Origin of the sequence: Thioalkalivibrio sp. AKL19, from assembly GCF_000420165.1 — a bacterium.
GTDB lineage: Bacteria > Pseudomonadota > Gammaproteobacteria > Ectothiorhodospirales > Ectothiorhodospiraceae > Thioalkalivibrio.
The window spans coordinates 85,276-101,750 of the sequence record NZ_ATUK01000015.1 but is presented as its reverse complement, the minus strand read 5'-3'; the positions used below and the strand labels follow the sequence as shown (position 1 = coordinate 101,750).

General features: G+C 67.3%; 20 protein-coding genes. 17 read left to right on the top strand and 3 right to left on the bottom strand.

Annotated elements, in window-relative coordinates:
• The first annotated feature begins 10 nt into the window (after positions 1-10).
• From F817_RS0111660 to F817_RS0111590, 15 genes are all read left to right on the top strand, one after another.
• Complete coding sequence (locus tag F817_RS0111660; RefSeq protein WP_024327819.1) at positions 11-1,111, top strand: LLM class flavin-dependent oxidoreductase; 1,101 nt, start codon at positions 11-13, stop codon at positions 1,109-1,111.
• Between the two features lie 11 nt (positions 1,112-1,122).
• Positions 1,123-2,055 (top strand): NAD-dependent epimerase/dehydratase family protein, encoded by a 933-nt coding sequence (locus F817_RS0111655; RefSeq protein WP_024327818.1) that lies wholly within the window; start codon positions 1,123-1,125, stop codon positions 2,053-2,055.
• A gap of 61 nt (positions 2,056-2,116) precedes the next feature.
• Complete coding sequence (locus tag F817_RS0111650) at positions 2,117-3,094, top strand: calcium/sodium antiporter (RefSeq protein ID WP_024327817.1); 978 nt, start codon at positions 2,117-2,119, stop codon at positions 3,092-3,094.
• Positions 3,091-4,068, top strand: coding sequence for a KpsF/GutQ family sugar-phosphate isomerase (locus F817_RS0111645; protein ID WP_024327816.1), 978 nt, complete (start codon positions 3,091-3,093; stop codon positions 4,066-4,068). The genes F817_RS0111650 and F817_RS0111645 overlap by 4 nt, the downstream gene beginning before the upstream one ends.
• Entirely contained in the window at positions 4,068-4,607 is a 540-nt protein-coding gene (locus tag F817_RS0111640) for an HAD family hydrolase (RefSeq protein WP_024327815.1), read from the top strand. The genes F817_RS0111645 and F817_RS0111640 overlap by 1 nt, the downstream gene beginning before the upstream one ends.
• Positions 4,608-4,669: 62 nt before the next feature.
• The gene (gene lptC / locus F817_RS0111635) at positions 4,670-5,191 is read left to right on the top strand and encodes an LPS export ABC transporter periplasmic protein LptC (RefSeq protein ID WP_029681119.1); all 522 of its coding nucleotides are present in this window, start codon (positions 4,670-4,672) and stop codon (positions 5,189-5,191) included.
• On the top strand, positions 5,172-5,696 hold the full coding sequence (gene lptA, locus F817_RS0111630) for a lipopolysaccharide transport periplasmic protein LptA (protein WP_024327813.1): 525 nt from the start codon (positions 5,172-5,174) through the stop codon (positions 5,694-5,696). Before lptC ends, lptA begins: the two co-directional genes overlap by 20 nt.
• Complete coding sequence (gene lptB / locus F817_RS0111625; protein WP_024327812.1) at positions 5,693-6,463, top strand: LPS export ABC transporter ATP-binding protein; 771 nt, start codon at positions 5,693-5,695, stop codon at positions 6,461-6,463. Before lptA ends, lptB begins: the two co-directional genes overlap by 4 nt.
• Positions 6,464-6,551: 88 nt before the next feature.
• Positions 6,552-8,033: an RNA polymerase factor sigma-54 gene (locus F817_RS0111620; RefSeq protein WP_024327811.1), complete on the top strand. Its 1,482-nt coding sequence runs from the start codon at positions 6,552-6,554 to the stop codon at positions 8,031-8,033.
• Between the two features lie 16 nt (positions 8,034-8,049).
• Positions 8,050-8,388 (top strand): ribosome hibernation-promoting factor, HPF/YfiA family, encoded by a 339-nt coding sequence (gene hpf / locus F817_RS0111615; protein WP_024327810.1) that lies wholly within the window; start codon positions 8,050-8,052, stop codon positions 8,386-8,388.
• 3 nt (positions 8,389-8,391) lie between these two features.
• A complete protein-coding gene (locus F817_RS0111610; protein ID WP_024327809.1) occupies positions 8,392-8,859 on the top strand; it encodes a PTS sugar transporter subunit IIA in 468 nt (155 codons plus the stop codon).
• A 51-nt stretch (positions 8,860-8,910) separates the two neighbouring features.
• Positions 8,911-9,942, top strand: coding sequence for an HPr(Ser) kinase/phosphatase (gene hprK / locus F817_RS0111605; protein ID WP_024327808.1), 1,032 nt, complete (start codon positions 8,911-8,913; stop codon positions 9,940-9,942).
• 7 nt (positions 9,943-9,949) lie between these two features.
• On the top strand, positions 9,950-10,822 hold the full coding sequence (gene rapZ, locus F817_RS0111600) for an RNase adapter RapZ (protein ID WP_024327807.1): 873 nt from the start codon (positions 9,950-9,952) through the stop codon (positions 10,820-10,822).
• Between the two features lie 51 nt (positions 10,823-10,873).
• Entirely contained in the window at positions 10,874-11,299 is a 426-nt protein-coding gene (locus F817_RS0111595) for a PTS sugar transporter subunit IIA (RefSeq protein WP_024327806.1), read from the top strand.
• Positions 11,271-11,540 (top strand): HPr family phosphocarrier protein, encoded by a 270-nt coding sequence (locus F817_RS0111590; protein WP_024327805.1) that lies wholly within the window; start codon positions 11,271-11,273, stop codon positions 11,538-11,540. The genes F817_RS0111595 and F817_RS0111590 overlap by 29 nt, the downstream gene beginning before the upstream one ends.
• A 60-nt stretch (positions 11,541-11,600) precedes the next feature.
• Here F817_RS0111590 and F817_RS0111585 read toward each other — a convergent pair whose 3' ends face one another.
• Positions 11,601-12,491 carry a PfkB family carbohydrate kinase gene (locus F817_RS0111585; protein WP_024327804.1) on the bottom strand — a complete coding sequence of 297 codons (891 nt, stop codon included), beginning with the start codon at positions 12,489-12,491 and terminating at the stop codon, positions 11,601-11,603.
• A 133-nt stretch (positions 12,492-12,624) separates the two neighbouring features.
• On the opposite strand from F817_RS0111585, the gene F817_RS0111580 reads away from it, so the two are divergent.
• Positions 12,625-13,035 carry a nuclear transport factor 2 family protein gene (locus F817_RS0111580; protein ID WP_024327803.1) on the top strand — a complete coding sequence of 137 codons (411 nt, stop codon included), beginning with the start codon at positions 12,625-12,627 and terminating at the stop codon, positions 13,033-13,035.
• Complete coding sequence (locus F817_RS0111575) at positions 13,011-13,472, top strand: nuclear transport factor 2 family protein (RefSeq protein ID WP_024327802.1); 462 nt, start codon at positions 13,011-13,013, stop codon at positions 13,470-13,472. The genes F817_RS0111580 and F817_RS0111575 overlap by 25 nt, the downstream gene beginning before the upstream one ends.
• 184 nt (positions 13,473-13,656) lie before the next feature.
• Here F817_RS0111575 and F817_RS0111570 read toward each other — a convergent pair whose 3' ends face one another.
• Both F817_RS0111570 and pilQ read right to left on the bottom strand, forming a co-directional pair.
• Positions 13,657-14,199 (bottom strand): shikimate kinase, encoded by a 543-nt coding sequence (locus F817_RS0111570; protein ID WP_029681118.1) that lies wholly within the window; start codon positions 14,197-14,199, stop codon positions 13,657-13,659.
• A gap of 80 nt (positions 14,200-14,279) precedes the next feature.
• On the bottom strand, positions 14,280-16,472 hold the full coding sequence (pilQ, locus tag F817_RS0111565; RefSeq protein WP_024327800.1) for a type IV pilus secretin PilQ: 2,193 nt from the start codon (positions 16,470-16,472) through the stop codon (positions 14,280-14,282).
• Positions 16,473-16,475 lie beyond the last annotated feature (3 nt).

Below are 16,475 nucleotides of genomic sequence, written 5' to 3'. Positions count from 1 at the left end.
AGTTGGCGCCATGCGTTTCGACCTGTTCCATGAGCTTTCGGTGCCCGACTTCCTGCAGACCTCCGAAGCGGAGGTGCTGGAGAACACCCTGCGCCTGTGGGAGCGCGCAGATCGTCTCGGCTTCGGCACCGCCTGGCTGGTGGAGCACCACCTGATGCCGGAGTTCTCCCACTCCACCGCGCCGGACCTGGTCCTGGCCGCCGCCAGCCAGCGCACCGAGCACCTGCGCCTGGGACTGGGCGTGGTCCCGCTGCCCTACCACCACCCCCTACGCGTGGCGCAGCGCGTCGGCATGCTCGACCAGCTCTCCGGCGGACGCCTGGACCTGGGCATCGGGCGTGGTTTCTCGCCGCGCGAATATGCCACATTCGGGGCCGAGATGAGCGAGTCCCGCGCCCGGGTCGACGCCGGGCTGGATGCACTGCGCCAGGCCTTCGCCACCGGCCGCATCACCCAGGACGGGCCGTTCCATCACCTGGACGACGTGCCGGTGATGCCGCGCCCGGTACAGACCCCGCACCCACCGATCTGGACCGCCGCGGTCAGCCCGGAGTCCTTTACCTGGGCGGCGCAGCAGGGCATCGGGGCGCTGGCCGGGCCATTCAAGCCCTGGCAGATGATCCGCGAGGACATCCGCCTGTACCACGAGGCCTGGGACGCGACACGCACGGACGTGGCCCACCCGCCCCGGGTCGGCATGACGCTTGGGGTCCTGTGCCTGCCGGACGGCAAGCGCGCCCGGCGCGAGGCCAAGCCCGCCTTCGAGTGGTTCTACCGCCACATGTTCCAGCAAACCCTGCCGGTGCTGGAACGCCTGATCGAGGGCTACGACTATTACCGCTCGCTCGGCCGCTTCCGCCATCTGGTCAAGGCCGGGATCAACCTGAAGGTCCTCGACATGCTGGGCATGACGCTCGTCGGCACCCCCACCGAGTGTCGCGAACGCATCGAGGGGCTGCGCGAGGCCGGGGTCGACCAGGTGCTGCTCGCCTTCGGCGCCGGGGCTGTTCCGCATGCGCTGACCGAGGAGTCCATGGACTGCTTCGCGGAAGAGGTCATGCCCGCGTTTGCCGACCCCGCCCCGGCCACCGTCGCCCGCAGCGCGACCTGAGGGAAACACGGATGCACGTCGCCGTGACCGGCGCCGCCGGGTGCCTGGGGCAGGCCGTGCTGCCCGCCCTGGCGCGCGAGCCGGCCGTCCAGCACGTCCTCGCGCTGGACCGGGCCACGCCGACGCTGCCACCCCCCGGAAACGGCGCCGCCATCGACGCGCGCGTGCTCGACCTGGCGCAGCTCCAGCCGCAGGAGCTGACCGGAGTGGATACCCTGGTACACCTCGCCTTTCAGCTGATGGGGGGGCATGGCCAGCGGCGTCGCCACGACCGTGCCTGGGTCCGGGAGCAGAACGTCGCCCTCAGCCATCATGTCTTCCGGTCCGCGGTTGCGGCCGGTGTGCGCCACATCGTGTTCCTGTCCAGCGCCGCGGTCTACGGCCCCTGGCCGGACAGCCCGCAACCGCTGACCGAGGATACCCCGACCCGGCCACGCTTCCCCTACGCCGAGGACAAAGTCGCCGTGGAGCAGGCCCTGCGCGCGCTAGCCCGGGAACACCCCGAGTGCCACGTGACCGTCCTGCGCCCTCCCGCGATCGTCGGCCCGCACGCCCACCCGCTGCTGCTGCAGATCGCCCGCGGGCGATTCTACCCCGCCGGGGAGGCGCAGCCGGTGCAGATTCTGTGGGAAGACGATGCCGCAGCCGCGATCGTGCGCAGCGTCACGACCCGCACGGCGGGGACCTTCAACCTGGGGGCGGAACCCGCCTGGTCGCTGCGCGCGATGGCGCGCTACCGGCGGCGCTGGGGCCTGCCAATCCCCCTGGCGCTGATCCGCGGCCTGCACCCACTGGCCTGGCGCGTGACCGCGCGCGCCGGGGACCCCGGCTGGGTGCGCGGGCTGGACGGCCCGCTGGTACTGGACTGCACCCGTGCCCGTGAACAGCTCGGCTGGTCGCCGCGAGTCACCACCGACGAATGTCTGGAGCGCCTGCGCCGCTGAAACGGCGTCCCGATCCGCTACAATCGCGGCCCTGACCCTCCCAGGGAAACATGGACTGTCCATGGCACTACCCATTGCCGCCGTCATCGTCGGCCTGATCCTGCTGACCTGGAGCGCCGACCGCTTCGTCTTCGGCGCCTCCGCGTTCGCGCGCGGGGTCGGCGTCAGCCCGCTGCTGATCGGGCTGACCATCGTCGCATTCGGGACCTCGGCGCCGGAGATCGTGGTCTCGGTGCTCGCGAGCCTGCAGGGCAACCCGGGGCTGGCGGTGGGCAACGCGATCGGCTCGAACATCGCCAACATCGCGCTGGTGCTGGGGGCCGCGACCCTGGTCGCGCCGCTGGCGATCGGGCGCGGCATGGTTCGGCGCGAACTGCCGATCCTGCTGCTGGTCAGCTTCGGCGTGTTGCTCCTGCTTGTGGATGGCGAACTGGGCCGGCTGGAGGGCATCGCGCTGCTGGCCGGTCTGGTCCTGTTCACTGCCTGGATGGCCATCAGCGCCCGGCGCGCACGCCCGTCTCCCCATGACGACACCCCCGAGGTGGTGCGCGGCATGGTCGAGACGATCCCGGAGGGCGACCGACTGGGGCCCGCGATCGCCTGGCTCGTGTTCGGGCTGCTGCTCCTGCTGGCGAGCAGCCAGGCCCTGGTCTGGGGGGCCGTCGAAATCGCCGAACAACTGGGGGTCAGCGACCTGGTCATCGGGCTGAGCATTGTCGCGGTGGGCACCAGCCTGCCGGAGCTGGCGACCTCGGTGGTCGCCGCCTTCCGCCGCGAGGCCGGACTGGCGATCGGGAATGTAGTCGGCTCCAATCTGTTCAACCTGCTCGCGGTACTGGCGGTACCGGCCCTGATCGCACCGCTGGCAATCGACGCCGATGTGCTCGCGCGCGACTATCCGGTGATGCTGGCATTGACCGTGGCCCTGTTCCTGATCGCGCTGGGCCGCCGCGGACAGATCCGGCGCTGGCAGGGCGCCCTTCTCCTCGTCGCCTTCGCAAGCTACCTTGTCTATTTGGGAATCACGGCTACTGCATGAACTTCAACCCCGAAACCACCCGCAACCTCGCCCTGGCCGTCCTCAATGACGAGGCCGAGGCCGTACGCAACCTCGCCCGGCGCATCGACGACCGCTTCCTCGAGGCCTGCCGCTGCATCCTCGCGTGCAAGGGCCGCGTGATCGTCACCGGCATGGGCAAGTCCGGGCACATCGGCAGCAAGCTGGCCGCGACCCTGGCCTCCACCGGCACGCCGTCCTTCTTCGTGCATCCGGGCGAGGCCAGCCACGGCGATCTCGGCATGATCACCCGCGAGGACGTGGTCATCGCGCTGTCGAACTCCGGCGAGACCGACGAGATCATCACCATCCTGCCGCTGATCCGGCGCCTGGGCGTGCCGTTGATCGCGATGACCGGCAACCCCGGATCGCGCCTCGGTGCGGATGCCACCGTACACCTGGATGTCAGCGTCGAACGCGAGGCCTGCCCGCTGGGCCTGGCTCCTACCTCCAGCACCACCGCCGCGCTGGCGATGGGCGATGCCCTGGCCGTCGCGGTGCTGGATGCACGCGGCTTTACCGCCAACGACTTTGCCCGCTCGCACCCCGGCGGCCGCCTCGGTCGGCGCCTGCTGGTGCATGTCGCCGATATCATGCACACCGATGATGCGATCCCGCGCATCACCCCGGAGGCGCCGCTCAAGGACGCCCTGTTCGAGATCACCCGCAAGGGCCTGGGACTGGTGATCGTGGCCGGCGCCGACGACAAGATCCAGGGCGTGTTCACCGATGGCGACCTGCGCCGCACCCTGGACGCCGGGCACAGCCTGGACAGCCTGACCATCGGCGAGGCCATGACCACCGGCGGTCACACCGCGCAGCCCGACTGGCTGGCGGTGGAGGCCCTGGAGACCATGGAGAGCCGGCGCATCAACGCCCTTCCGGTTACCGACGCCGAAAACCGCCTGGTGGGCGTGATCAACATGCACGATCTGCTGCGTGCCGGGGTGGCCTGATGAACCTGGACGCCGCAACCCTGCAGACCCGCCAGCAGGCCGTTCGCCTGCTGATCCTGGACGTGGACGGCGTGCTGACCGACGGCAGCCTGTTCCTCGGCGACGGCGGCGAGCAGTACAAGGCCTTCAACAGCCGCGACGGCCACGGTATCCGTCTGGCCCTGGACGGCGGCATCGAGATCGCCATCCTGACCGGGCGCACCTCCGGGGTCGTCGAGCACCGCATGCGCGACCTGGGCGTGGAGCATCTGATCCAGGGCCGCCGCGACAAGGGCGAGGCCCTGCACGAACTGCTGCAGCGCACCGGCCACGACCCCGCCGAGGCGGCCTTCATGGGTGACGACATCGTGGACCTGCCGGCGATGCGGCGGGTCGGACTCGGGATTGCGGTCGGCGATTCCCATCCACTGGTGCGCCGCCATGCCCAGTGGATCACCGAGGCGCATGGCGGGCGCGGGGCCGTGCGCGAGGCCTGCGAGGCGCTGCTGGCCGCACAGGGCCGGCTGGACGCCCTGCTCGAGACCTACCTGAACGGATGAATCACCGGATTCGCAGCGGGTTCGCGCTCGTTCTGACACTCCCCCTTGCGCCGCTCGTGCTCATGGCAGCAGCCGCGGCAGAGGTGAACCCACCCGAGGGCGAGGTCACGCTGCAGATCGACGGGTTCACCCTGCATGCCACCGGCGAAGACGGGGAACAGACCCATCGCCTGCAGGGCACCCGCCTGCGCGAGTTCGGCCGCGACGGCCCCCAGTGGGTAGACGATCCGGACCTCGACCTGTTCGCCGACGGCGGCATCGAGTGGCGCTGGACCGCCCCGGCCGCGCTGCACCGCCCGGGCGACGAGACCCTGGATCTGGTCGGCCCCACCCATGGCGTCCAGCCGGCCCGAGGCGAGCGCGTACAGACCGTGATCGACTCGCACGACGTGCGCATCGCCACGGACACCATGGTCGCCACCTCGGATTTCCTCTCCACCCTGAACCAGCCGGGCCTGTTCCAGCGCGGCACCGGCCTGCGCGTGGACTCGCGAGCGGATACCATAGAGCTATTCCATGACGTCTACTCGCTCTACAGCGAGACGAGCGAGGAGGATCCCGCGCATGACCCCGAATCCCCATAGCCGCCGGCTCCCGCGCCTCCTGGCGGCGGCCCTGCTGGCCGGCCTCCCGGCCATCCCGGCGATGGCCCAGCAGGGCTCGGGGCCGGCACTGCCGGTGGAGATCACCGCCGACCACGCGGAGATGGACGAACGCCAGGGGCTGGGTACCTACACCGGTGACGTGATCGTGATCCGTGGCGACATGACCCTGGAGGCCGACAAGGTCTACGTGCGCACCCGCGATCGCCGCCCCTACGAGATGGAGGCCCACGGCGAGCCGGCTCGCCTGGAATCACCCGATCCGGAAACCGGGGAGATGCGCATTGCCACAGCGCTGCGCATCGACTACCTGCTGAACGAGGACCGCATGATCCTCACCGACCAGGCCCATGTGGTTACCGCCAGCGAAGAGGCGCGCGGCAAGCGCATCACCTATGACCTGACGACCGACGTGATCGAGGCCGAGCGCGGCGAGGGTGACGGCGAACGCGTACGCATCACCATCCAGCCGCGCGACGACGAATGAACGCCACCGCCCCCAGCCCGGCTGCAGCACCAGCGGAGGCCCGCGACCGCCTGATCGGGCGCGAACTGACCAAGCGCTATGGCCAGCGCACGGTGCTGGACCAGGTGGACGTCGACCTCGCGCCCGGCGAGGTGGTCGGCCTGCTGGGCCCGAACGGGGCCGGCAAGACCACCTGCTTCTACAGCCTGGTCGGGCTGATCCGCCCCAACGCCGGACGCATCACCCTGGGCGAGCGCGACATCACCCGCGCCCCCATCCACGTGCGCGCCCGGGCCGGCCTGGGCTACCTGCCGCAGGAGGCCTCGATCTTTCGCCGCCTGAGCGTGTGGGACAACCTCCAGGCCGTGCTGGAACTGCGCCCCGGACTTGATCGCCACGAGCGCCGCCGCATTGGCGATGCGCTGATCGAGGAGTTCCAGCTCGAGACCGTGCGCCACAGCCCCGGCATCGCGCTGTCCGGCGGCGAACGCCGCCGCGCCGAGATCGCCCGCGCCCTGGCCGGGGATCCGCAGTTCATCTGCCTGGACGAGCCCTTCGCCGGGGTGGATCCGATCTCGGTGGGCGACATCCAGGACGTGATCCGGCATCTCGCCCAGCGCGGGATCGGCGTACTGATCTCCGATCACAACGTGCGCGAGACCCTCGGCATCTGCCACAGGGCCTATATTCTGAGCGAGGGACGCCTGCTCGCCGCCGGTACACCGGACGAGCTGCTGGCCGATCCCCAGGTACGCCGGGTCTATCTCGGCGAGCACTTCCGCCTGTGATACCGGCACGCACAGCATTCAGGCCGGTGCACAAGACACGAGGCAGGATTTAAGATCTCCTTATGGTCACCCTCGACCCGAATACCCGATGCTGAAACCCGGCCTGAATCTGCAGCTGGGTCAGACGCTCACCATGACCCCGCAACTGCAGCAGGCGATCCGCCTGTTGCAGCTGTCCACGCTCGAGCTCCAGGTAGAAATCCAGCAGGCACTGGAGAGCAACCCCATGCTCGAACAGGTCGAGGACGAAGAGTCCGAGGCCGACACCGAGCGCCTGAACCACGATGGCGAGCTGGTGGAAGGCGATCGCATGGAGGCCACCACTACCAGCGATGACGTGATCCCCGAGGAACTCACCACCGACAGCCGCTGGGACGACATCTACGAGCCGGCCCCCGCCCCCAAGGGCGTGGACGACCGCGACCCGCTCGAAAACACGAGCGACGACGACGGCGAGGGCCTGCAGGACCACCTGCTATGGCAGCTGCACCTCAGCCACCTGACGCCGCGCGACCAGCGCATCGGGGCGGCCCTGATCGACGCCATCAGCCCCGACGGCTATCTCGAGGGCGACCTCGACACCCTGGCCGAGACCATCAGCCGAGGCGAGGATGAAACCGTCGGCGTCGACGAGGTCGAGGCAGTGCTCCACTGGATTCAGCAATGCGACCCGCTGGGCGTGGGCGCGCGCGATCTGCGCGAATGCCTGGAGATCCAGCTGCGCGAACTGGCCCCGGACGCCCCGGCCCGCGACGCTGCACGGGCGATCCTGGAACACGGCATGGACAGCCTCGGCAAGCGCGATTACAAGGCCCTGCAACGCCAGTCCGGGGTGCGCGACCCGGACGAACTGGCGCGCGCACTGGACCTGATCCGCACCCTGAATCCGCGCCCCGGCGCACAGATCAGCTCCGCCACTTCCGAATACGTGGTACCGGATGTCTACGTGCGGCATACCCCCGAGGGCTGGCGCGTGGAGCTGAATCCGGAGATCGCCCCGCGCATCCGCATCAACGACCTCTACGCCGGCATGGTGCGCCAGGTTTCGGATGCCCGCGACAGCGCCTTTATGCGCGACCAGCTGCAGGAGGCGCGCTGGTTCCTGAAGAGCCTGCACAGCCGCAACGACACCCTCCTGCGGGTCGCCGAGGCCATCGTTCATCGCCAGCAGGGCTTTCTGGAGCACGGCGAGGTCGCGATGCAGCCGCTGATCCTGCGCGATATCGCCGAGATCCTGGAGATGCACGAATCGACCATCTCCCGGGTGACGACCCAGAAATACATGCACACCCCGCGCGGGGTTTTCGAGTTCAAGTATTTCTTTTCCAGCCACGTCGGCACCAACGATGGCGGCGAGTGTTCCGCCACCGCCATCCGTGCCATGATTCGCGAATTGATCGACGACGAACCCCCGAACAAACCGCTCAGCGATGCCCGGCTCGCCCAGGTGCTGGCGGACCGGGGCATCAACGTGGCGCGTCGCACCGTGGCCAAGTACCGCGAGGCGATGCACATCCCTTCATCCAGCGAACGCCGGCAGATGGCCTCGATGCCCACCGGCAACAAGTAACCAAGGAGTCCTGACCATGCAGATCAACCTGACCGGCCACCACGTGGACCTCACCGATGCCCTGCGCGACTACGTCAACGAGAAGTTCACGAAGCTGGAGCGCCACTTCGACAAGGTCATCGACGTCCACGTCGTGCTGACCCACGAGAAGACCCAGAACCAGCACAACAAGGCCGAGGCAAACCTCCAGGTCAGCGGCAACCACATCCATGCCGAGGCCTCGCATGAGGACATGTATGCCGCGATCGATGCCCTGATCGACAAGGTTGACCGCCAGCTGATCAAGCACAAGGAGAAGGTCAAGGACCATCACCGCGCCGAGGGCGCCCAGCGCAACCGCGAGCAGGCTTCCTGATCCATGGGCATTGCCGAGCTGATCACCGCCGAGCGCATCCGGCTGGAGCCCGAGTGTTCCAGTCAGAAGCGGGCCCTCGAGACCCTGGCCGAACTCCTCGCCGCTGGCGATGATGCCGGCGGACCGGGTAGCGGCGCGATCTTCGAGGCCCTGTCGGCGCGCGAAAAGCTGGGCTCTACCGGGCTGGGCCACGGGGTCGCGATTCCCCATGGCCGCCTGGCCGATCTCGAGGCGCCCCGGGTGGCCGTACTGCGCCTGGGGAACGGCGTCGATTTCGACGCCATGGACCACGAGCCAGTGGACATCCTGATTGCCCTGCTGGTCCCGGAGGCCGCCACCAGCGAGCACCTCGACCTGCTGGCCCAGCTCGCTCGGGGCCTTTCGCAGCCGGACACCATTGCCGCGCTGCGCCGGGCCGGGGATGCCGCCAGCCTGGAACAGGAACTCGTCCGCCGCTTCCGCGAGGACTGATCCCGTGCAGCCCGCACCCCGCCCCGCTATCAGTCCGCACCGGCCCGCACCATGAACGAGGCGCTGGGCGAAGGCGGGATCGCCCGCGACATCAATGTGGAGAGCCTGATTCAGGCGATGGGCCATCGCCTGGACCTGCGCTTTGTCCACGGCGAACATGCCGCCGGCGACCGCAAGCTGGTCGGCGAGGACGGTGATGACCTGCCCCTGGCCGGTCACCTCAACCTCATCCGGCCCAACCGCATCCAGGTCATCGGGGACTTCGAAGCCCGCTACATCGCCAACCTCAGCGACAGCCAGCGCAACGACCTGATCCTGGAAATGGCCCGCACCGGGACCACCGCGGTGATCTTCGCCGAGGACACCTGCCCGTTCTCGGAGATGCCGGACGCCCCGCAGGAGGCGTTGCCGCTGATCCTGTGCTCCAGCACCAGCAGCCACGAGATCATCTCGCTGCTGCGCTATTTCCTGCAGCAGCGCCTGGCCCATTTCGAGGTACGCCATGGCGTATTCATGGAGATCCTCGGCATCGGGGTGCTGATCAGCGGCGCCTCCAGCGTCGGCAAGAGCGAGGTGGCGCTGGAATTGATCTCGCGCGGGCATCGCCTGATCGCCGACGATGCCCCCGAATTCGCGCGCATTGCGCCCGACATCGTGCGCGGCCACTGCCCGGCCCTGCTCCAGGATCTGCTCGAGGTGCGCGGGCTCGGGGTCCTGAACATCCGCGCGATGTACGGCGACTCGGCGATCAAGGGTGGCAAGTACCTGCGGCTGATTATCGACCTCCGCGATCACGGCGAACCCTCGCCGGTCCCCGACGACCGGCTCAACGGGCGCCGCGGCGAGATCGACATCCTCGGCCTGCGGATCCCGCTGATCAGCCTCCCGGTGGCACCGGGTCGCAACATCGCGGTAATGATCGAGGCCGCCGTGCGCAACCACATGCTGCACATGCAGGGCTACATCGCCGGCGACGACCTGCGCGCCCGCCAGCGACGCCAGATGACCGGCGAGGCGGAGGAACCGCCCTATCACCGTGCGGTACCCGCCACCACGGTTCCCAACCCGGACCCGGAGGGCTGATCCCGTCATGCGTCTGCTGATCGTCAGCGGTCTCTCCGGGTCGGGCAAGACCGTAGCCCTGCACACCCTGGAGGATGCCGGCTATTTCTGCGTCGACAACCTCCCGCTGCCGCTGCTGCCGGACCTGATCAACCAGGTACGCCAGGGCCACTATGACACCGAGGGCGATCGCCACCTGGCCGTCGGTGTGGACGTGCGCAGCGGACTGGAGGCACTGGAGGGATTCGCCGGCCTTCTCGCGCAGCTGCGGGCCGAGGAAATCCAGGTGGAGGTGCTGTTCCTGCAGGCCTCCAGCGAGGTCCTGTTGCGACGCTACCATCTGACCCGGCGGCGCCATCCGCTGGCGCGCGACGGGGTGCCGCTGGTCGAGGCCATCGACCGCGAACGCGAGTGGCTGGGCCACGTGGCCATGGAAGCCGACCTGACGGTGGACACCTCGCGGTTGTCGATGCACGATCTCGCCCGCACCCTGCGCGATCGCATGGGCGAACGCGGGGAGCACGAACTGTCACTGCTGTTCCAGTCCTTCGGCTTCAAGCACGGGGCCCCCCTGGACTCCGATTTCGTGTTCGATGTGCGCTGCCTGCCCAACCCGCACTATGAACGGGAGCTGGCCGGGTTGACCGGTCGCGACCAGCCGGTATGCGACTTCCTCGAGGGACACGCGGAGGTCGCGGCCATGTTCGACAGCGTGCAGGGCTTCCTGTCGCAGTGGCTGCCGCGCCTGGTGGATGACCACCGCAGTTACGTGACCGTATCCATCGGCTGCACCGGCGGACAGCACCGCTCGGTGTACCTGGTCGAGCGCCTCGCGAGGGCGTGGCAGGATCGGGAACATGTTACTGTTAGCATCCGTCACCGCGAGCTGGCCAAGCAGTAAACACTGGACGCGGGCAAAGGCCTTTCTGGAACCCGCAATCGGAGCCGATCCATGGGCGTTGGTCTCATTCTGATCACGCATCAAAATCTGGGCGACACCCTGTTGCAGACCGCGCAGAGCATGCTTGGGGGTCTGCCCGAGGACTGCGAGTCCATGGCGATGTCCCAGAACGACGACCCGGACGAGGTCCTGACCCGTGCGCGCGAACGCCTGACCACCCTGGACAGCGGTTCGGGGGTCCTGATCCTGACCGACATGTTCGGCTCCACGCCTTCCAACGTGGCCAGCCGCGTCGCCCGCGGCGCAAATGCGCGCGTGATCGCCGGCATCAACCTGCCGATGCTGATCCGCGTGCTCAACTACCAGCACCTTCCCCTGACCGAACTGGTCAACAAGGCCCTTTCCGGGGGGCACGACGGGATTCTTCTCTGCGATCAGGAGTGCAGCGATGCCGCAGCGCGTAGTCCCCATCGTTAACCGCCTGGGGATGCACGCGCGCGCAGCGGCCAAGTTTGTCAGCCTGGCCAGCCAGTACGCCGCGGACGTCACCGTCTCCCGCAACCAGCAGGAGGTCAACGGCAAGAGCATCATGGGCGTCATGATGCTGGCGGCCGCCCAGGGCAGCGAGATCACCATCGAGGCCGAGGGCGAGGATGCATCCGAGGCCCTGGACGCGCTGACCGAGCTGGTCGCCGACCGCTTCGGCGAAGAGGCCTGACCCCGCCCCCTCGCAGGGTCACGTCACCGCGCCGGTGACGATGCAAGTTTCTTGGGGGCGCTAGCCCGGCCACGCCCCCGGGTCGGAAACCTCCGCCGCCAACCCCTCGAAGCCGACCTGCACAAGCTTGCGCTCGGCCAGGCGCACGGCAGCGGTCAACGCCTGCTCCGGTGGTTCCCCGGAAACCAGCGCATGGATCAGGCCGGCATTGAAGGTATCCCCCGCCCCCACGCTGTCGACCACCCGGAGACCGGGCGTCGGCGCACGATGGTGGATCTCGCCGCGCGCAGCCATCCACGCGCCGGCGCTGCCGGCGGTAACCGTCAGGATGCGGTCAGGAAACCGCGCGGCCAGTTGCTTCAGCGCCGCCTCGGGGCTGTCCGCAATATTCGCGGCCCAGTCACGCGAGAGCATCAGGACGTCCGCGTAATCCAGGCATGCTTCCAGCCCGGGACGGGGTTTCTCCAGCTCCAGGGACAGCGGCTGATCGAAGATACTGTCCCGCGCGGCACGCAGGATCGACGCCAGGGCCTCCGGATTGCGCCCCTCGAAGTGCAGCCAGTCGTATTCCGGCCAGGGGATGGCGGCGAGATCCGCGACCGCGAGCTCGGGCAGATCGCGATGGTGGACGATCGTGCGGCTGCCGGTGGCCCGCGAGCGCAGGATGTGCGAGGTCGGCGTCACGCCCGGCCGCCGCACGCAGTGGCGAATATCCAGCCCGCGGGCCTTGAGCTGCTCGGTCAGGGCATCCCCGTCCGCGCCCGCGGCCACCACCGCGGCCAGGCCCGGCCGGTGTCCGAACTGGGCGAGGATCGCCGCGGTATTGGTGGCATTCCCGCCGGGCTGCGTGGTGCTGTCGAGCGCCCGGACTTCGCCGTCCTCGGCCGGGTAGACCTCGACATCGAGGGTGTGGTCCAGCGTGACAATACCGGTGGCGAGGATGCGTGCCATAGGGGCTCCCTGGTTCAAGGAGCGTCATTCTGGCGGTTCGCGCGGAATCCGTCATCCACGGGTGGGCGCCGCATTCGTCATCCGCGAATGCTCCTGCGACAATGGAGACCCCGTCCCAGGAGGCCCGACCCGTATGGCCACGTTCCCCTCTCCCGAATCCACGGAAGCCGCCTTCTACGAAGCCTTTCAGGCAGGCGACGCGCAGGGCATGCGCGAGATCTGGCACGACAGTGCGGAGTGCGTATGCATCCACCCCGGTGGCGAGCGCCTGCAGGGAACGGACGTGATCCTGGAGAGCTGGGACGACATCCTGCCGGGCATGCGCGGGGTGATCGTGCACCGGACCCAGGTGACCGCCATACCGGGTGACGACCTGGTCGTTCATGTCCTGCGGGAGAACCTGTACGTCCACGGCGAACGCCGTGGCGTCATGCTGGCGACCAATGGCTACCGTCAGGTCGGTGACAGTTGGCGCATGGTGCTCCACCACGCCAGTGCCGACCCGGAGCCGACACCCGAATGGCCCACCGGGGGAATGCACTGATGCCGGGAGACGTTGACCGCTGCGTCGAGGACTACTACGCCGCCTTCCGCGCCGCCGACATCGAACAGATGATGCGCCTGTGGGGCGAGCGCCCGGATATCGTCTGCATCCATCCGGGCAGCCCGCGCGCCCACAGGGGCGTGGCGGAGGTCATGGAGAGCTGGCTGCTGGTCTTCGCACGCGAGCTCAACATCGGCATCGAGCCGAAGATCGTGGGGCGCCACGAAACCGGGGAGATCATCAGCGTGGTCATCGAGGAGGCGATCACACGCCCGGGCGACGTCGCCCCGACCGGTACGATCCTGATCAGCCAGACTTGGCGCTGGCTGGACGATCGCTGGCGCCTCCTGTTCCACCACGCCTCGCACGGACGTCGTTCGCCACCGTCCCAGGACGGCACATTCGTCCCTAACGGCGGCGGCAGCACCCGCCATTAGCAGCCTTCACCACAAACGCCCGCACAGGGTCCGAAGGTCAAGGGAGATTCACAGGAAGCTGGGAAGGCAGAAAGGACTGCTCGTTGAGTAATGAGGTGGCAATCCCAGTGGCATTACCCCACTCCCAATCTTCCTATCTTCCTGTTTCGGCTTTATATTACGTGGCTTTGTAGCCAAATAAAGACTAACCGTCGGAGCGGGGCTGGCACAGGTCGGGGCGCTGCACCTGGAGGGCAGAACACACGCCCTTGACCGCGTCGCGCACCCGCCGCCCCTTGCCCTCGAGCGTCAGGCTGGCGATTTCCTGGTACAGCGGGTCGCGGGCCTCGAAAAGCTCCTGCAGGCGCGCCTTCGGGTCTGCCGCCTCCGCGATCAGCGGGCGCTTCCGGTTGCGCCGGGTACGCCGGAACTGCTCCTCCACCGGCACCCGCAGGTAGATCACGAACTCGTCGCGCAGGAGCTCGCGGTTTTCCGGGCGCTCGACGATCCCGCCCCCGGTGGCAATCACCGCCCCCTCCTGTTCCAGAAGCGACTCCAGCATCGCCGTCTCGCGCTTGCGAAAGCCCGCCTCCCCCTCGAACTCGAAGATGGTCGGGATATCCACACCGGTACGCCGCTGGATCTCCTGATCGGTATCGAAGAACGGCCGACGCAGCAGCCCCGCGAGGCCACGCCCGATTGTGCTCTTGCCGGCCCCCATCGGGCCTACCAGTACGATGTTCTGCATGGACGCCAAGGCTACTGGCTGGGGCAGCCAAAGAAAAGCCGGGGACAGGCCCCGGCTTTGAAACGACCAGCAATGGCCGGTTAATCGATCACGCGTGGCGTTACAAAGACCAGCAGTTCTGCCTTGCTGTTTTGGTTCGATCGATTCCGGAAGAAATTACCGAGGAATGGGATATCGCCAAAGAACGGGACTTTTTCCAAGGCTTCGGCACTTTCGATTTCATAGACACCCCCAAGGACCACCGTTTCGCCATTCCCAACGAACACCTGCGTTTCAACCTCGCGCGTCGAAATGCCAGGCACCCCCTGAACTGGAGGTTCATTACTCCGATTATTCCGCGTAACCAAGATATCCATGATGATATTGCCATTGGGGGTGATCTGGGGGGTAACCTCGGTTTTCAGTAATGCATCAATGAACTGGGTAGTCGTATTACCTTGTCCGGTTGCCTCCTGATAGGGAATCCGCTCCCCCTGCTCGATCCTCGCGGTTTGCCCGTTCGCCGTGACAACTCGCGGGCTTGAGATCACTTCACCACGCCCTTCGACCTGTAACGCACTGAGTTCCAGGTCAAGCAGGACTCCACTACGGAGAATACTGAACCCGATTCCTGCAGCCCGATCGGGGCCCGCAGGAAGCGAGCTATTAAGTCGATTCCCCATTAGGAAGTCTTCGCCGTAATTGTAATCGCCGTAAGGAGCGGCATTTTCATTCGAAAGACGGCTTCCGAGGGCGCTAGTGGTTCCATCTCGCGCCACGTCCGCCCCAGCAAGAGACCCTCCGACGCCGAGGCCCGTACGTCTTCCAGTACCACGAGTGCCACTGATGCCGAAACGCGCACCAAGGTCACGTTGAAAGTTATCCTCGGCAATAACAATACGCGTTTCGATCAACACCTGCTGAACGGGTACGTCCAACGTAGACACTAGCCGCCGAACATCTTCAATACGGCTCTGCGTGTCTTGAATAAGCAGAGTGTTCGTCCGGCTGTCGATGGTGATACTACCGCGCTCGGACAGGAACTGACCGCCTTCGTCACTCCGAATCAGGGAGGCGATCTGCTCGGCCTGAGCAAAGTTGATCTGAACGAACTCAGTGCGCAAGGGCTCCAACTCTTGGCGATCGCGCTGAGCTTCCATCTCTAGCCTCTCACGAGCCGCGATCTCCTCGCTGGGAGCGACGTAGAGGACGTTCCCGTCCATTCGCTTGTCCAAGCCTCGCGCCTGGAGAATGACGTCCAGTGCCTGATCCCACGGCACGTTGTTCAGGCGCAGCGTAATGTTGCCGTCCACGGTATCGCTGACCACGATGTTCAGGTCGGTGAAGTCCGCCAGCAGCTGCAGGACGGAACGCACCTCGATGTCCTGGAAATTCAGCGACAGGCGTTCGCCCTCGAATTCCCGCTCCTCGCGGGCGCGGGCCTGGCGTTCCGCCTCGGAAATCGGCGCGACCTCGAGGACGAACTGGCGATCACTCTGATAGGAAAGGATCTCGTATTCGCCACGCGCCTCGACCTCCATACGCACGCGGTCACGCTCCGAAACGGTATCGATGGTGTGAACCGGAGTGGCGAAGTCGACGACATCGAGTCGGCGCTCCAGGCCTTCGTCGATCATCGCGCGCGGGAAGGTCATCTCGATGCGGCCCGCCTGTTCGCGCACGTTGATCTCGGCGCCAGAGCGGGAAAGATCCACCTCGACGCGGCCCTCGCCTTCGCCGCCACGGCGGAAATCGATCCCCGTGATCTCCACGGGGCGCGCGCTGCGGGTCGTAGTGGTCGGCTCACCGGCCCGATCCACGACCTGCTGGGTACGGGCATCCGCCTCGGATACACCGCGGCCCAGCGTAAGGATCAGGTTGTTGCCCTCCACCCGGGTCTGGTACTCGGAGGCCTGGGTCAGATTAAAGACCACGCGGGTGCGGTCGCCGGCTTCGACCGAACTGGCGCGCAGCAACGGACCGACATTCAGGTCCGTCTCGCGACTCGGCAGGGCATTCCCCACGTTGGGCAAGTCCAGGGCAATGCGCGGGGGCGAATCGATCGCAAAGGCCCGGATATCGGAGGGCGGCGCCTCCGAGAAGCGCAGGTTCACCTGCACCCGGTCCCCGCTCAGGCTGCCGGCCCGGATCTCTTCCAGTTCGGTGGCAGCCACCCCCTGGGACACCATGAACAGCAGGCCGGCCATGACCGTCCCTGCGAAAGCGCGCATGGAAGAACCCATGTTGAATCCCCTGTTGGTTGTGCCGACCTTGCGGCGAATGCTCGTCATCATGTT

What these genes read in the sequence shown, in the direction of transcription:
- F817_RS0111660 (WP_024327819.1), top strand. Translation starts at nt 11, where the DNA reads ATGCGTTTCGACCTGTTCCATGAGCTTTCGGTGCCCGACTTCCTGCAG.
- F817_RS0111655 (WP_024327818.1), top strand. Translation starts at nt 1,123, where the DNA reads ATGCACGTCGCCGTGACCGGCGCCGCCGGGTGCCTGGGGCAGGCCGTG.
- F817_RS0111650 (WP_024327817.1), top strand. Translation starts at nt 2,117, where the DNA reads ATGGCACTACCCATTGCCGCCGTCATCGTCGGCCTGATCCTGCTGACC.
- F817_RS0111645 (WP_024327816.1), top strand. Translation starts at nt 3,091, where the DNA reads ATGAACTTCAACCCCGAAACCACCCGCAACCTCGCCCTGGCCGTCCTC.
- F817_RS0111640 (WP_024327815.1), top strand. Translation starts at nt 4,068, where the DNA reads ATGAACCTGGACGCCGCAACCCTGCAGACCCGCCAGCAGGCCGTTCGC.
- lptC (WP_029681119.1), top strand. Translation starts at nt 4,670, where the DNA reads ATGGCAGCAGCCGCGGCAGAGGTGAACCCACCCGAGGGCGAGGTCACG.
- lptA (WP_024327813.1), top strand. Translation starts at nt 5,172, where the DNA reads ATGACCCCGAATCCCCATAGCCGCCGGCTCCCGCGCCTCCTGGCGGCG.
- lptB (WP_024327812.1), top strand. Translation starts at nt 5,693, where the DNA reads ATGAACGCCACCGCCCCCAGCCCGGCTGCAGCACCAGCGGAGGCCCGC.
- F817_RS0111620 (WP_024327811.1), top strand. Translation starts at nt 6,552, where the DNA reads ATGCTGAAACCCGGCCTGAATCTGCAGCTGGGTCAGACGCTCACCATG.
- hpf (WP_024327810.1), top strand. Translation starts at nt 8,050, where the DNA reads ATGCAGATCAACCTGACCGGCCACCACGTGGACCTCACCGATGCCCTG.
- F817_RS0111610 (WP_024327809.1), top strand. Translation starts at nt 8,392, where the DNA reads ATGGGCATTGCCGAGCTGATCACCGCCGAGCGCATCCGGCTGGAGCCC.
- hprK (WP_024327808.1), top strand. Translation starts at nt 8,911, where the DNA reads ATGAACGAGGCGCTGGGCGAAGGCGGGATCGCCCGCGACATCAATGTG.
- rapZ (WP_024327807.1), top strand. Translation starts at nt 9,950, where the DNA reads ATGCGTCTGCTGATCGTCAGCGGTCTCTCCGGGTCGGGCAAGACCGTA.
- F817_RS0111595 (WP_024327806.1), top strand. Translation starts at nt 10,874, where the DNA reads ATGGGCGTTGGTCTCATTCTGATCACGCATCAAAATCTGGGCGACACC.
- F817_RS0111590 (WP_024327805.1), top strand. Translation starts at nt 11,271, where the DNA reads ATGCCGCAGCGCGTAGTCCCCATCGTTAACCGCCTGGGGATGCACGCG.
- F817_RS0111585 (WP_024327804.1), bottom strand. Translation starts at nt 12,491, where the DNA reads ATGGCACGCATCCTCGCCACCGGTATTGTCACGCTGGACCACACCCTC.
- F817_RS0111580 (WP_024327803.1), top strand. Translation starts at nt 12,625, where the DNA reads ATGGCCACGTTCCCCTCTCCCGAATCCACGGAAGCCGCCTTCTACGAA.
- F817_RS0111575 (WP_024327802.1), top strand. Translation starts at nt 13,011, where the DNA reads ATGGCCCACCGGGGGAATGCACTGATGCCGGGAGACGTTGACCGCTGC.
- F817_RS0111570 (WP_029681118.1), bottom strand. Translation starts at nt 14,199, where the DNA reads ATGCAGAACATCGTACTGGTAGGCCCGATGGGGGCCGGCAAGAGCACA.
- pilQ (WP_024327800.1), bottom strand. Translation starts at nt 16,472, where the DNA reads ATGATGACGAGCATTCGCCGCAAGGTCGGCACAACCAACAGGGGATTC.